12 protein-coding genes, 1 tRNA gene and 1 pseudogene are annotated in these 13,972 nt (G+C 45.7%); 8 read left to right on the top strand and 6 right to left on the bottom strand.

Annotation, left to right across the window (positions count from 1 at the left end):
* Nucleotides 1-39 precede the first annotated feature (39 nt).
* Together TH19_RS03295 and TH19_RS03290 are read left to right on the top strand one after the other, a co-directional pair.
* Complete coding sequence (locus tag TH19_RS03295; protein ID WP_181846296.1) at nt 40-954, top strand: GHMP family kinase ATP-binding protein; 915 nt, start codon at nt 40-42, stop codon at nt 952-954.
* Nucleotides 933-1,562, top strand: coding sequence for an SIS domain-containing protein (locus TH19_RS03290; RefSeq protein ID WP_181846295.1), 630 nt, complete (start codon nt 933-935; stop codon nt 1,560-1,562). The genes TH19_RS03295 and TH19_RS03290 overlap by 22 nt, the downstream gene beginning before the upstream one ends.
* Nucleotides 1,563-1,582: 20 nt before the next feature.
* Here TH19_RS03290 and TH19_RS03285 read toward each other — a convergent pair whose 3' ends face one another.
* The 3 genes from TH19_RS03285 to TH19_RS03275 all read right to left on the bottom strand — a co-directional run bounded on the left by TH19_RS03285 (nt 1,583) and on the right by TH19_RS03275 (nt 5,108).
* Complete coding sequence (locus TH19_RS03285) at nt 1,583-2,461, bottom strand: glycosyltransferase family A protein (protein ID WP_114100913.1); 879 nt, start codon at nt 2,459-2,461, stop codon at nt 1,583-1,585.
* The gene (locus tag TH19_RS03280; protein WP_114100912.1) at nt 2,454-3,026 is read right to left on the bottom strand and encodes a hypothetical protein; all 573 of its coding nucleotides are present in this window, start codon (nt 3,024-3,026) and stop codon (nt 2,454-2,456) included. Before TH19_RS03280 ends, TH19_RS03285 begins: the two co-directional genes overlap by 8 nt.
* 741 nt (nt 3,027-3,767) lie before the next feature.
* The gene (locus tag TH19_RS03275) at nt 3,768-5,108 is read right to left on the bottom strand and encodes a hypothetical protein (RefSeq protein ID WP_114100911.1); all 1,341 of its coding nucleotides are present in this window, start codon (nt 5,106-5,108) and stop codon (nt 3,768-3,770) included.
* A 260-nt stretch (nt 5,109-5,368) separates the two neighbouring features.
* Between TH19_RS03275 and TH19_RS23230 the strand changes: the two are divergent.
* The 3 genes and pseudogenes from TH19_RS23230 to TH19_RS03265 form a co-directional block, all read left to right on the top strand.
* Nucleotides 5,369-5,530, top strand: a pseudogene (locus TH19_RS23230) (DUF6538 domain-containing protein); the annotation flags it as partial.
* Between the two features lie 24 nt (nt 5,531-5,554).
* Nucleotides 5,555-7,168 carry a site-specific integrase gene (locus TH19_RS03270; RefSeq protein ID WP_181846294.1) on the top strand — a complete coding sequence of 538 codons (1,614 nt, stop codon included), beginning with the start codon at nt 5,555-5,557 and terminating at the stop codon, nt 7,166-7,168.
* A 160-nt stretch (nt 7,169-7,328) separates the two neighbouring features.
* On the top strand, nt 7,329-8,246 hold the full coding sequence (locus tag TH19_RS03265) for a HindIII family type II restriction endonuclease (RefSeq protein WP_114101211.1): 918 nt from the start codon (nt 7,329-7,331) through the stop codon (nt 8,244-8,246).
* Here the strand turns inward: TH19_RS03265 and TH19_RS03260 are convergent.
* Nucleotides 8,241-9,197: a DNA-methyltransferase gene (locus TH19_RS03260; protein WP_114100909.1), complete on the bottom strand. Its 957-nt coding sequence runs from the start codon at nt 9,195-9,197 to the stop codon at nt 8,241-8,243. The two genes, TH19_RS03265 and TH19_RS03260, sit on opposite strands and share 6 nt — an antisense overlap.
* 1,148 nt (nt 9,198-10,345) lie before the next feature.
* Between TH19_RS03260 and mobQ the strand changes: the two genes are divergently transcribed.
* Complete coding sequence (mobQ, locus tag TH19_RS03240) at nt 10,346-11,158, top strand: MobQ family relaxase (RefSeq protein ID WP_114100905.1); 813 nt, start codon at nt 10,346-10,348, stop codon at nt 11,156-11,158.
* Between the two features lie 172 nt (nt 11,159-11,330).
* Here the strand turns inward: mobQ and TH19_RS03235 are convergent, their stop codons facing one another.
* A complete protein-coding gene (locus tag TH19_RS03235) occupies nt 11,331-12,371 on the bottom strand; it encodes an AAA family ATPase (protein WP_114100904.1) in 1,041 nt (346 codons plus the stop codon).
* Between the two features lie 305 nt (nt 12,372-12,676).
* A tRNA-Ser gene (locus tag TH19_RS03230) sits at nt 12,677-12,766 on the bottom strand.
* Nucleotides 12,767-13,216: 450 nt separating this feature from the next.
* On the opposite strand from TH19_RS03230, the gene rplU reads away from it, so the two are divergent.
* Both rplU and rpmA read left to right on the top strand, forming a co-directional pair.
* Complete coding sequence (gene rplU, locus TH19_RS03220; protein WP_114100902.1) at nt 13,217-13,528, top strand: 50S ribosomal protein L21; 312 nt, start codon at nt 13,217-13,219, stop codon at nt 13,526-13,528.
* Between the two features lie 35 nt (nt 13,529-13,563).
* The gene (gene rpmA / locus TH19_RS03215; protein ID WP_008889409.1) at nt 13,564-13,824 is read left to right on the top strand and encodes a 50S ribosomal protein L27; all 261 of its coding nucleotides are present in this window, start codon (nt 13,564-13,566) and stop codon (nt 13,822-13,824) included.
* Nucleotides 13,825-13,972 lie beyond the last annotated feature (148 nt).

The following is a 13,972-nucleotide window of genomic DNA, read 5'->3' as shown; positions in this document are numbered from 1 at the left end:
GCTCCTTTTAGAGTAAGCCTTCTTGGAGGTGGAAGTGATGTGGCGTGGTACTATAAAGAGTATGGCGGTGCAGTTCTCAGTTCATCTATACAAAAATACATGTATGTTATTATACATGAGTATTTTGGAGGAAAAAGATTTCGATTGAAGTATTCTGAATTGGAAGATGTTGATAGCGTAGAAGAAGTACGGCATCCTCTGATTCGAGCATGTCTTAAAGAATATGCTCCTAACGGTAAGCTGGAAATTGCATCTATTGCCGATGTACCCGCAGGAACAGGGCTGGGGTCTTCAAGTAGTTTTACTGTAGCGCTTTTACACGCACTTAGTACCTACAAAGGGACGATGAAGAGCAGATTGTCCCTTGCCGGTGAGGCTTGTCGAATTGAAATTGACGTTCTTGGCGCGCCGATTGGTAAGCAGGATCAGTATGCCGCTGCATGCGGTGGATTGAATGTTATTCGGTTCAATTCTGACGAAAGTGTGTCAGTGGAACCTGTTAGTATCTCTAGCCAGACCACGGAGACCCTTGAGCGGCGTCTTCGGCTATACTACCTTGGTCAAACTAGAGATGCGAATGTTATTCTCGCCGAGCAAAACGCCGAAACAGCCCGAAGCAATAAGGTTTCAATTCTCGGAGAGATGGTTGCTGGAGTAGATGCTCTAAAACGTGAGCTTGAGAGGGGAAATGCTGACGTTGTCGGAGAGGTACTTCATGAGGCGTGGATGAAGAAAAAATCGCTGGTGAATGGAATATCAAGCTCTAATATTGACGACGTCTATAGTAGAGCGATGTCTTTTGGAGCAACTGGTGGAAAAGTACTTGGTGCAGGGGGAGGTGGATTTTTTCTTTTGGATCATGAAAATCATGACTTTCTTGAAGAAAAACTGAAGATGTCTTCTTTACCTTTTAGAATAGATAAATCTGGGGCGTGTATTATGCCCATGTTTTAGAAATAGTAAGACGAATAGGTGTTGTTGTGGCTATTATAAATACAAGTGAATGGTTTTCAGAACTTAAGTCAGGCATAGATCAGACAAAGATTAAAGTCGATGGTGAGTATGCAGATTGGGATAAGGCGCAGAATAAGTTTACGGACTTGATCAACCAAACTCGAAGTGGCTACGGAACTGTGTGGTGGGTTGGTAATGGTGGAAGTAACTCAATTTGTTCTCATCTAGCTCAGGATGTTCTCGGTAAACTACGTATGGCATCGTTCGCTATAAACGATCCATCTTTACTTACTTGTATGGCTAATGATTTTGGGTACGAAAATGTTTACAGTCGTCCGTTGAGTTTTGTGGCCAAGAAAAACGACTTACTTATTGCAATTTCGAGTTCAGGAAATTCTCAAAATATCGTTTCTGCTATCGAGATATCAAGGTCCATTGGAATACCTATCGTGACATTATCTGGTTTTAACCCTGAAAATAGAATTGAGTTGCTCGATAGTGACCTTTCTTTTTATTTCCCGAGCTCTCATTACGGTCCTGTGGAGGTTGGGCATATGGCGCTACTTCATGCTCTAATCGAAGTTCAGTACTTTAGAGAGGTTGAGTGAATTGGTCTTAGTCTTATTAACTAAGAGTTTTTAATTCGATAAAGTAAAGCTTTTACTGCGTTGATCAATATGCTTGGCCTGCTTGATAAAATCTCAATTAGGCCGAGCATTCTAGTATGGAATGATCTTCCCCCCATTAGTCTGAAAAGCCCAGCTTCAGCCGTGAGGTGAAGCTTGGTGCTTGCACTCATCTGCTTTTGATGTTTTAGAAGAAAAAGGTATTTTCCACTGACTTGAAATTTGTGAAATGTATATGCTCCTGAAGCTTGGTCATTTGGGTGTACGCGATAAAGAATGAGCTCCTTTTCTTGTATTTTTACATTCATCTTCTCGGTCAGCGTGCGAATAAATAAGTCTTTGTCTTCTGACCCTAGCAAACTTTCATCAAAACCGCCCAAAGTGTCAAAAGATGATTTCTTGATTATGATGTTTGACCCGACTATCCCATGATTTTTCCTGTAATGGTCTAGCTCAGCAAATCTCGCGGGGATATGCTTCCCTGCCCATTGTTGTTGCCCACTAAAACATCGAAACCAGGTTACTAGTAGGTCGACATTGCAGGCCTGCAATAATTTGTTAGAGTGATGCAAGTAAGATTCGAGAAAAATATCATCGTCGTCTAGAAAAACGAGGTATTGACCCTTTGCGTCCTTGGCGCCGGCGTTCCGTGCACCTGATGGCCCGATGTCTTCTGTGCGTACAAATCTGATGAGCAAGTTAGTGGCGAGGAGGGGGGCGTATTCTTCCCACAGAGTCTTTATTGAAGGGGAAGATCCATCGTCAACTATGATGACCTCAACTGGCAGGAATTGTTGATTTGATATCGATCCAATAGCTTCAATTAAATAATGGAAGCGGTTGTGGCTAATGATAATTATAGAAAATGATATATCATTCATGGCATTTTATTATTTTAGTTAGTTCGAATTGTATCGTCTCGACTGTTTCTTCAACTGACGAGATGGTCGTGTCGATTTTTATTTTTTTAAACGCTTTATAGTTCTCAAAAACAGAGTTCCATTTTTCCTGATCCTTCTGAATTTCGAGAATGCTCCTTTCAGGCTTTCTAGAGTGTATTATATCTGGGGCGCCGTATAGAAATACGATTAAATCAGCGTTTGGTATGATTTTATCGTAAATTTTAAAGATCCATGAATTTTTTCTAGTGAATGCCCATCCAGGCACTCTGTCAAGCAGTATTATGCCGGTTCGTGGCAGTAGAAGTCGACGAATTGTGTATTCGATCGGTAGTAGTAAATATTTTGAAAATCTATCTGACCCGGCATTTTTGTTGAAAAAATATTTAAAATAAGGGATTTTAAAATTTTTAAGTCCATAATAACTATAAATTATATTATTGTCGGGTGATTGTGTTATTTTTTTCAATGTTGTTGTTTTTCCGGATCCGTCAGTGCCTATTGCAATGACAATAGTTCTGGTGTTTTCTTTTTTATAATTTATCATTATTCTCTCGAAAAATGTTAATAACTAAAGAAAGTATATTGCTATACTTTTGTTTTCTGTGTGTATTCAGTCGGCGTTGTGAAATGTCTTGCGATGCTTCTAGCTCGCACCGGCAAACTGCATAAGTAAGTATGTTTTTTAATGTGTAATTGTATTCGTTCTTAAGTGATACGAATTTGTGTGATTGAGTAAGTATGTCAGACCATTTTTTGGTTTCAGTATTTTTTAGATGGTCTGTAACCTCAAAATGCATTGGGTCGTACTTCGTCCAAAACATTCTGCGATAATTGCCCCAGTCAATTATTTTTATTGAGGGTGGGGCCCCGAATAGTAAGATATTTCCCCTGTGTAAGTCTCCGTGTGTACTGCTAAGGGGGGATCCCCTCAGAAGGGTGTATGCGGTGTCTAGGCCTGGATGGTTGGGGAAGGTGCTTGTTAGAGATGTTAAGCGAAATTGTGGTTTAGTTTCTGTCCAGGTTTGTCTTTTTTCTAATTCTATGAGAATTCCAAGATCTCCGTGGGGAGGGAGCTCATAGGGAGAGCCTAAAGGCGTTACCTTGTAGATATTTCCTGGGCCGTATTTTGTTGGTGTTAGGTATTTTGACCAGAAAGTGTCGGTAGCGACTTTCTTCTCACTAACTCGCTCTAGGCGCAACGCTTTACGAGCCTTTCCGGTGGGGGCCAGCTTAACGAATTGATTTTTATTGGCAAATGCGATGCAACTGCTACCTGGTAGATACTTCAATTTTTTGATCCGGCAACGTTCAAGAAGTACTGGCGAACTATTTGAGCAGCAACTTCGTCGGAGTTTATGAATGAAGTGTCTATGCTGTGATAGCGGTTGTCGAGCGTTTGTGCGTATTTTTCATGCAGCTCGGACAGAGAGGTTTCGCAATACTTTCCTTTCGGTTTTCTTGATACAGCGACTTTCGGCAAAGCTGTCAGAAAATAGCAGTAATCGCCATGGCGCTTTCCAATGAATTCTCCGAGTTTTCTTGCGACATACCCACTTATGTTCTTCCTGTTTTCGTATTTTATGCAGATGTCGTAAGCGGGGCGGTCGTATATGACGATAGCGCCGCCGAGTTTGTAAAGTTTTCCTATTAGGATACGGAGTGCAATCTCGGTAGTGGAAGACAGGGGCCATAATTGGCTCATGGGTCTTGATAGAATGCGGTTGGAGCGTAGTAGGTTGATCTTTGTGTTGATTGTGCCCCATTCTTTTCGACCCAGATAAATATACTTAGTTGGTGCGACTGGAGAAAAGAGCTCGCAAGCTTTCTTGGCAACGGTAGATTTTCCAGTTCCGTCATGACCAGCTATAATTATTTCAGCCGGCTTACGTGTCTTGTTTCTGGAAAACCCAAATCCAGTCGCTATTTTTTCAATGAGCCGGGGGCGAAATCTATTGAAGTTTGCTTCTTTTATATAATTGTCACTACTATTCTCTTTATTAAGTGTAGTTTTGACTTTATTTGCTGTGGATGCGAAAAAATGATCTGGGTTCGACTTGGAGTGATGTAAAAAGTCTTCTGTGCTGCAAGAAAAATATGTTTCTATCACTTGTTCCAAAATGGAATTGTGAGTGGGATTATTTTGGAGTTGGGTGATGATTCGTTCCAGTATGGGATCATTATACTTCCCTTGGACTGAGATTATCAGTAAACGGGATGCGTAGAATAGATCATCATTTAAGCGCTTCATCCCGTCTTGGAGTATGTGGGACTTAAACATCAATTTTTCGAACGGGAAGCGGTATTCTTTATGCAGTTTAGAGCCGAAGCGACACGCAAAGTGGGCATGAACTGTCGTGTATTTGCGGCTATGATAGTCAAAAGTCCGATAAACAAGTATTTCTCTGCCAACAGTGGCAATGCTTCGCGCGTCTAGGACAAATCCGTGAATTTGAAGTGCTTCTGTGACAGCTGTAGCCTGCTGTTTCGAGAAAACAACGTCAATGTCTCCGATCCCTTGGGTTTGAGCAGAGAAGTTTTCAAGGCTTTTCCAAATTGAGTAATCAATTTGGTTCGCATCTAAGTAGTTGAAAAGATCTGATAATACTGTAAGCGGAATCACAGGCATGATGTTTTGTTGCCCAACGCAGTTTCGTCCAAAGTTATCTAGTAGACCTTCTTCAATAGCACCTTGATTTGTCTATTTAAAGTAAAGCGTCTCTAGTATGTACATTCTTTGGTGAGCTATCGGACAAAATGGCGGAGAGGGTGGGACTCTCGAAATATATGATACTCCACTCTCAACACATTGAAGATAAATAAAAACAAAAGGTTAGCTTGTCAAGCGGTGTGACACAGGAGTGTGACACATTGAGCAGACAGAGCCATATGTATCGGCGTGGAGCAGTATACTACTTCCGAATGCGGGTTCCCTCCGATCTGAAAACCAAAATTAGTCAATCAGAGCTTAGATTTAGCCTCCGAACTCGCAACTTTTCGCTTGCAAAAGTTGCAGCTCTTGGGCTGCATACTCGTGCGTATGCGTTATTCCATCGGATAAGAGGATGCCCGAGTATGAACGACCGGCAGATTGTCGAAATGATCCGCACTTTCTTTAAAAATGAGTGTGGGGAGGATTTCTTTTGGCGTCAGATTTCCGACATACCGGATATGCATCGCGAAGAAGCAAAAGAGATTCTAGCTGAACGGATCAAAAACCGTGATGCGGTCGAATCGGAAATTGCTGACAACCTTCAGAATGGTGGTTTCAGTGCAGTTGAAGGGGACATTTGGAAGGCGCTATTGCTGAACGATCGTCTTGACCTCAACGACCAAGGAAATGCTGTTTACCGAAAATTGGGCCACGGTTTTTTGCGTGCAAAACGTGAAGCTAATCGCCTTGCAGCGGATGCAGATAAAGGGCGTTTCCAGATGGACATCCAAGACCCGTTGTTTTCCGATAGCTCAACAGATCAACTGGTGCGACTTTTCCAGCTTAGCACGGGGATTCTTCCCGACGAAGACGACGATCAGGATTGCCCAGCATCAGAGGTCACACCTGTTGTTGAAACGCCAAAAGCCACAACCTTGCCAAGTTCGAGCAACCAGTTGCGCCTAACACAAGTTTTTGAGAAATGGCGTCGCTTTAGAGCCCCGACGGAGAGAACGGCGGCAGATTTCGGAACGCACGTTAAGCGCTTTTGTGATCTCATAGGTGATTTGCCCGTTGACGAAATTACGACGAGTCATATTCGGGATTTTAGGGACGAGGTTGAAAAGATTCCGGCGAGAATGACCCAAGCACAAAGGGCAATGGATACCAAAGCGCTGATTATGTCACTGGAAGGCAGAGATGACATTCCTCGTCTGAGGCCTCAAACGGTGAAGGACAAGGCTCTTGCTGCAATCGCTGCAATTCTGGGCTTTGCTTGTCAGGAAGGTATGGTTGATCGCAATGTTGCTAACGGTGTAGCAGTTAGAAAAGCCAAAGAAGATGAGGATGAGCAGGAAGTGCTTTTCTTCTCGCCGGAACAGGTGGAAAAAATAATCAGATCTCCAGTGTTTTCGGAGGGGGAAAGGCCTCTTGGAGGGGCATCAGAAGCAGGGTTTTGGGTGCCTTTGATAGCCTTGTTCTCTGGCGCTCGACTGACCGAGGTGTGTGGTCTCGAACTTGAGGACATCGGGCGGGAAAAAGATGTGGATTTCTTCTTTATTCGTCCTAACTCAACCCGAAAGCTAAAAACGAAATCCTCGCGTCGTAAAATCCCGGTGCATTCAAAGCTGATTGAATGGGGGTTCCTCGACTATGTTGAGCATCAGCGCAAAACAAATCAAAACAGGGTTTTCGATCAGGTCAATGCAAAAGGGCATACAATCAGTTCGGCTTGGTCTGCGTGGTGGGGAAGGTATATTCGAAAAGTTGTTGGGATCGAGGACAGTAGGATCAAATTTCATTCTTTCCGGCACACTGCTCGACGGGAATTGCTGGACAAAGAAGTCAACGAATTGTTGGTTGATGCCATTATGGGGCACTCAAGCGGTAAGGTATCGGAGCGATATGGTCGAGATGCAGATGGACTAACTTACTCAATGGATAGGCTAAAGACAGCTATCGAAAACCTAAGTTATGAAAATGTGGATTTTTCTGAGTTGAAGAAAAATGAATATCAAGTTTCACGGTTCAAATAGTCAGATTTGGCAGCCCCCCCTTTGTCGCAGTGCGGTGTTGGAAGATTTTGATTCTAACCGATTGCAATCTGAAGTCCATCGAAGATAGTGTATGGATAATAGGTTGCGATTATTTGTATTTTTTCTCTTTAAGTTAGAACAATTGTCTTGGGGGACAGGAATGACGAATCAATTTATTCTTCAATCTACCGTTGATCGCCGAAATAGGTGGCTAGACCATATCGTTCAGATAAGTGGTCACTTCGGTAATGATGCAACCCGTATTGAACTTGAGCTTAGGCAGGAGGCTGCCAGAGATGGATGTGTGGCGGTGGAGGATCATTTACGTTTAGCCGGTGCGATACCGGAGTATTATGGACACGATAGCAGTGAGGAAAAACTGTATTCCAAATACACGGATGCGCTTCTGTCTGAGGCGTTCAGTTTCATTGGACTGAATAGCGCGGTTTTGGCTGAGCGCGCCGATGCAGCTGACGTTGAAGCGGCAAACAAGGACTACGCTCTTGTCGCAGATGCAAAAGCATTTCGGTTAAGTCGTACTGCTAAAAATCAAAAAGATTTCAAGGTCGAAGCTATGCATTCTTGGAAGCGCGGCGCGCCGTTTGCCATAGTAGTATGTCCGATCTATCAACTTCCAACCCGTCAGAGCCAGATATATCAGCAAGCAATATCACGCACTGTATGTATATTTACATATTCACATCTCTCTGTATTGGTGCGATTAGCGCAAGCGACATCGCAGACGACTGCAATGGATGTCCTGCACAGGATACTGCTTTCTACTGAGGTCTTAAATCCTGGCAAAGAGGCAGCACCTTATTGGTATCGAGTAAATAGGACTATGCTTGATGCTCACCCTTCAATTTCTAAACTCTGGCAGGAAGAAAAAATTGCGAACTTGGAGGCTATTCAGGCGGCCAAGGACGAGGCATTGAATGCCCTCGCCTTAGAACGCCGACGTGTTTTGCGAATGAGTCATCAGGAGGCTATTCAAGCACTTCTGTATGATAAGAATCTTGACGGTCGTAGCTCTATAATTCAGAGAGTTTCTGATAGTGGAATTTTGGAGATTTCATAAGTCAAGGGTGGGTTGCCTAAACCGGGTTTGTGCGGTCTTAAAATACTCTTCGGAACGCTCAAACATTAGATAGTTCCTGCCTAGGTGTTTTGCTGCAAAACCAGTTGTTCCGCTTCCAGCGAAAGGGTCAAGAACGAGCTGCCCTTTTTTAGTTGTGAGCTCAATAAGAGCTTCCATCAGTTCTTGCGGTTTTTGAGTAGGATGTAAGCCTCCTTCGAGCGGCTTATATCCTGCTTTGATAATATTGCGGGCATTTGGGGAATAATTTTCGAAAGCGGCTTGGTTATATGCGCCGACTTCGTTTTTAAGCACGTTGTCAGCTATCGTTGAACCGATCTTGTATGGCTTTGTAAACCATAGGATTGGCTCAAAAGATGGTCTTAAGTTGCCAACGCGCCATCCACTCCATTCCTCTGCTGCTTTGTGGTTTCCACGGCGTTCATAAACAACGCTAAGTCGCTGTGCTCTATGCACTGCCCGTTCCCGTTCCCATGCCAGCATATCTTTGAACGAGAAGCCGGTATCTTCCAGTGCAGTGATACAGCGGTGTGCATAACGGCGACCTGCAAATATGATAGCAGATCCTCCGGGTTTAAGGACGCGCAGCCATTCTGAGGCCCAAGTCAAGCACCAATCGTGATACTGCTTAGGGATTTGTCTATCTGCTTCAGACCATCCATTGATAGGTTTTCCGCGCGACTTGAAAACTTTACCTGCTTTTGACTGGGCTGGACTAGAGCCAAGGTAAGCTGAGTTTGCATTGTCGTGCAAAACATCCCAATCATCCACCCCGATACCATATGGAATATCACTAAGGATGAGGTGCGCTGTATTATCTGGAACACGTTTTAAGCCCTCAATGCAATCCTCGTTGAAAAATTGGTCATTCCAATTATCGACTTCGGTTGCCGGGGAGTTAATGTCTGAACAGCAGTTAGCGACGGTTTTCATTTTTGCCTTACAATGTTCGATTTATGCTCTTTTAGAGGCGTTCTTCGAGTAGAGAACGGAGATATTCGGCTATAGTTATGCCTTCGTTCGCTACGTGGATTTTCAGTTTTCGATGGACTGATTTTGTAAGATCGAGAGTAATCCGGACAGTTTCACGATTGCCATTTTGTGACTGCTCTGGTGTAAGCACATCGAATGCGTTTTCGAGAGGTTCTACGTTTTTGTGATCAACATGGCCAAAGGCCTCTTTATCACTGGGAGAATTTGCTAACTTCGAATTCATGTGGATACAGTGTTCTGCTGAGAGCCAACGTGGGGCTATTTTCCCGACCAACATAACAGGCTTTTTACATTTGTGAATCCAATTTGCAGTAATTGCTGCAATCCGGGCTCACTTTTGAAAGTTTGAAATCGTGATTGATGAATTTGAAATATAGGCAGTATGCCCATATATCATTGATATTATTAGATGTTGAGGTGATAGAATGAAGTGCCAAACGGATTGGAAGCGGGAACGGGAAAAGCGGGAAGGGATTTATCAGTCTCTGGTGCAAGAAGCACAGCCAAGCCAGCACCTGTTCAGTGCAAAGGGCTTTGTGAGGGAGCAGACCAAGGCCAATCGTCGGGCTCTAGCTCAATTTTTAAAGCTTCCAGACGAAACGGCCCTCTGGCCTGCAATGGATACACCTTCTTTTCTGACGCCGGGTGTAATCTGGCGCCTTTGCCTTTGGGGGTGGAACCCATACCAAGAACGAGCGCCAAAGCGCAGCCGATCAGGTTAGTCCAATCCGAACATTCTGCGATCTGCCGGGGTATTGAGAGCATCGCGCAAAAGCTTGCGTGCTATGTCCCTGTTTATTCCCGGCCCCATCAGCGCCCATTCCATCACATTCGCCAGCGTAGCCCGGCGCTTTGCGTTCACTCGGTCCTGTGCTTGTCGCGCTTGAGCTGCTTTCCGCTGTTCTCTGGCTCTTGCCTGTCTCCGATCTCTGTCTGATATTGACGATGACATTTTCACCTCCTTGATTGCTTTCAAAGGATGTGGTGGCGTTATCAATTTGTTTCCATTGGAAAATTCCCCGGTTCAATCCCATTTCTTCCGTCGTAAGGGCGCAACTTAGCAATCTGACGATTGCAAGGGGGGAGGAATGGCAATTTTCTATTTGGCAGTGCAGTCAGTAAGACGAGGGGAAGGGCGCAGTGCAGTCGCAGCAGCGGCATACCGAGCTGGGGAAAAACTTGATGATGAGCGCACGGGGGAGACGTTCAACTATACGCGCAGGCGTGGCGTTGTGGCCTCTGAGGTGATCGGCTGGCAAGGCGACAGGTCCAGTTTATGGAATGCAGCAGAAGCCGCAGAAAACAGAAAAAATTCTGTTGTTGCTCGCGAAATTGTCATTGCCTTGCCCTGTGAACTTGATGACGTTCGTCGTGCTGAGCTTGTTAAGAGTTTCGCTCATTGGCTTCACTCGCGTCACGGTGTTGCAATAGATTACGCAATTCATTCCCCCGACAAAGATGGAGACCAAAGAAATCACCACGCGCATTTGATGGTGACGACCAGAAAAATTGAGGGCGGTCGTATGGGAGCGAAGACGAGGGAACTCGACCAGAAACAGCATTCCCGCAAGCATATTGAGGCGTGGCGGAGCGAGTGGGCAGCTATATGCAACAGAGCGTTGGCATTGGGTGGGGCTGATACGGCTTTGGATCATCGTTCATATTTGCGACAGGCCGAGCCGTTCGGTGCCGTTCCATTGGAGCCTCAAAAACATTTGGGGCCTTCGGAAACGCGCCTGAACAGGAAAGGAAGAATGACAGCGAAGGCAAAGCAAAATGCTTGGGCGAGGGCGGTCAACAAAGGTTTACATCAGACCGGCCGGCTCTTTGGAAGGGGGCTGGTCAGAGGGATGAACGCAATGATTGACGCGGCAGGAAAAGAGAATTTACGAGAAAGATGATTTGGTTTTCTCGTAAATGAACCTATATAAAAGTTGTGGAGAAATTGCGTTTTTTACCGCCGTATAGGCGGCTTTGAATTAGGTTGTAGCTGTGTGAGTGATTTCTTCCAATGGAAAGCCAAAGCCCGCCATTACGGCGGGCTTTTGGGTTTTGGCTTTGATTTTTTGGGTATCAGTTCGCAACAAACTTTCCGCCAATCTCCGAAACCAATTTTCTCTTGAGCAGGGCTATCTTTGCTTCTCGGAAGGCGCGACGGTTATCTGATCCAATGCATTCGGTAAACGCCGTTTGCCAATCCTCTTCTGTTAAACCTGATACAGATGCCTCGCTTAAAACCTCAAGGGCAATCGCCTGATTCCGTCCTTTGGGTCCGTTGTTTTTGCCTTTTGCTTGAGGAGAAATTTTGTCGAAGAGCGCAACAGGCACCTCGATTGGTTCTCCGTCCTCGTCTATCCCGAGTTCTACCAGATCATAATGGCCCGAAATGACAAGCCCATCAGCTGCGTCTTTTTGCTTTTCGATGACGGCTTCAAACCCTTTTCCGTCAGTCGGAGTGACGTGGATGATGGTATCAGCTGCGCCCGGTAAAACTGTGCTTCCTCTTGCGGATCCCTGTTTCGCTTCGTGATGGACGAGGCAAACAGAACACCCCAGTTCCCGCTGAATGATTTGGCACGCTGAAACCAGTTGTGCCATTTCGTCGGCTCTGTTTTCGTCCCCGGCAAAGCATCTGGAAAGTGTGTCTATGAATACGAGACCGATATCCTGACCGGCCAGCTTGTGAACGATAGCGAGGACAAAGTCTTCAAGGTCACCGTCGTGCAGAAGAGAAACCGGGCAATCCAGATACAGAACATCCCCCTCTGAATCTTCCGGAATATTCCTATATACCCGATGGGCTTCAACGCGGTTGCTGGCTCCTGCTGCACCCTCGGCGGCAACATAAACAATCTTGGCTTTGTTCGTTCGTCGTCCAAGAATCTCATACCCGTTTGCAATGCTCTGTGTCAGGGCAAGGGCAATATGGCTTTTCCCCGCACCCGGTGCTCCATACATCAGAATGAGGGAATTGGTAGGGATGAGGTGCTTAACAAGCCATTGCGGGCCGGGAAGGCTTATGAGTTCTTTTTCTGTGCGAAGTTTGAAGCGTGGCTCGAAATCTGCTTCAAAGGCAGCGGATTTATCGATTTTTCCAATGGAAATGTAAGACATAATTTAAATATCCTTATAAAAAATTGTCAGCGAAATTGCTGACTTTTCGGATATTCGTTCAAAAAAATTTCAGTCAACAGACCGCTTCATTTTTTTTCAACAGGAAGACGGACGGACGGTTTTCTATACAAAACCGTCCGTCCGTCTTCCATTGATGACATTGCTGAAAATGCCACCCTGAAAATAGAAAAAAGGGGATTGGATGTGCTGGCGACTGTGACGCAATCGTGATACACAAGATTTTTAAACCAGCCGCTTGCAGTGCTAGCCAAAAATCTTTGTTTTTCAGTGCTTTATCTGGAAAATGGCGGAGAGGGTGGGATTCGAACCCACGGTACTATTGCTAGTACAACGGTTTTCGAGACCGCCCCGTTCGACCACTCCGGCACCTCTCCGCATGTGTGGTCTTGGCGTTCGAGGCGGTGTTTAACGGTCCTCGCGCCATATTGCAAGAGGGAAATCGCAAAATCGGTGACTCTTTTATGCATTTCTCACTGGCGGCGGGGTCGGGCCTCGCGGCGGGTTTGTTTGCGCGGTTGAATGATCTTCTTTCGATTGTCGCCAGTCGATTGTGATTGTTGATTTCACTGGCGGTTTGATTTGTCGTTTTGGCGCGTTCGGGATGCTGGGCACGGCCATGCAGCCGGCGCAGGGCGGATGCCCGCTTGGCGGGGGCGCAATCACCGGGGAATATGCGGGTTTGCGTCGCTTTGCGGTTGACTCAATTGTTGACTCTGGCGGTCAAAAGGGGTAATTCACCCGTTCTTCGCAGCGGTTCGGTATCTGTTAGCAGCGGCACCGAGCTGCGCGTTTGTGTTTCCAGAATGTTTTTCAGGAACTTTTAGATGTACGCAATCATCAAAACTGGCGGCAAACAGTATAAAGTTGCTGCCAACGACGTTATCAAAGTCGAAAAGATCGCTGCCCAGGCTGGTGAAACCGTGAAACTTGAAGAAGTTCTCATGGTTGCTGGCGACGGTGCGCCGAAAGTTGGTGCTCCGTTGGTTGCAGGTGCTTCTGTCACTGCAGAAGTTCTCGAGCAGGCCAAGGGCGACAAGGTGATCGTTTTCAAGAAAAAGCGCCGGCATAACTACCGTCGTAAAAATGGTCATCGCCAGAACCTGACTGTTCTGCGCATCAAGGACATCAACGCCTGATTTTTCAGGTTGAGATGCAGTTTTAGGAGAGTTTCATGGCTCATAAGAAAGCTGGTGGTAGTTCGCGCAACGGTCGTGACTCCGAAGGTCGCCGTCTCGGCGTTAAAAAATTCGGTGGTCAGGCAGTTGTCGCAGGCAACATTCTCGTTCGTCAGCGTGGCACCAAGTTCCATGCCGGTGACAATGTTGGCCTCGCCAAAGACCACACCCTGTTTGCGACTGTGAACGGTTCCGTTCAGTTCAAGTCGGGCTTCAAGGGTCGTACCTACGTAACCGTCGTTCCGGCAGAGGCGTAAGCCTCCCGTCGGCTGCGCGATACGTAGCAAGATTTTCGAGGGAGGAATGAGCAATCATTCCTCCCTTGTTGTATGTGATATAGAAGAATTCCCGAACCCGTTGATGCGCTGTTTGTGGCGCGCCGGGCTCATAATGAAAAATGGGCAT

It is taken from the genome of Thalassospira profundimaris (genome assembly GCF_003326675.1).
Lineage (GTDB): Bacteria > Pseudomonadota > Alphaproteobacteria > Rhodospirillales > Thalassospiraceae > Thalassospira > Thalassospira aquimaris.
This window is presented reverse-complemented; position numbering and strand designations above follow the sequence as displayed.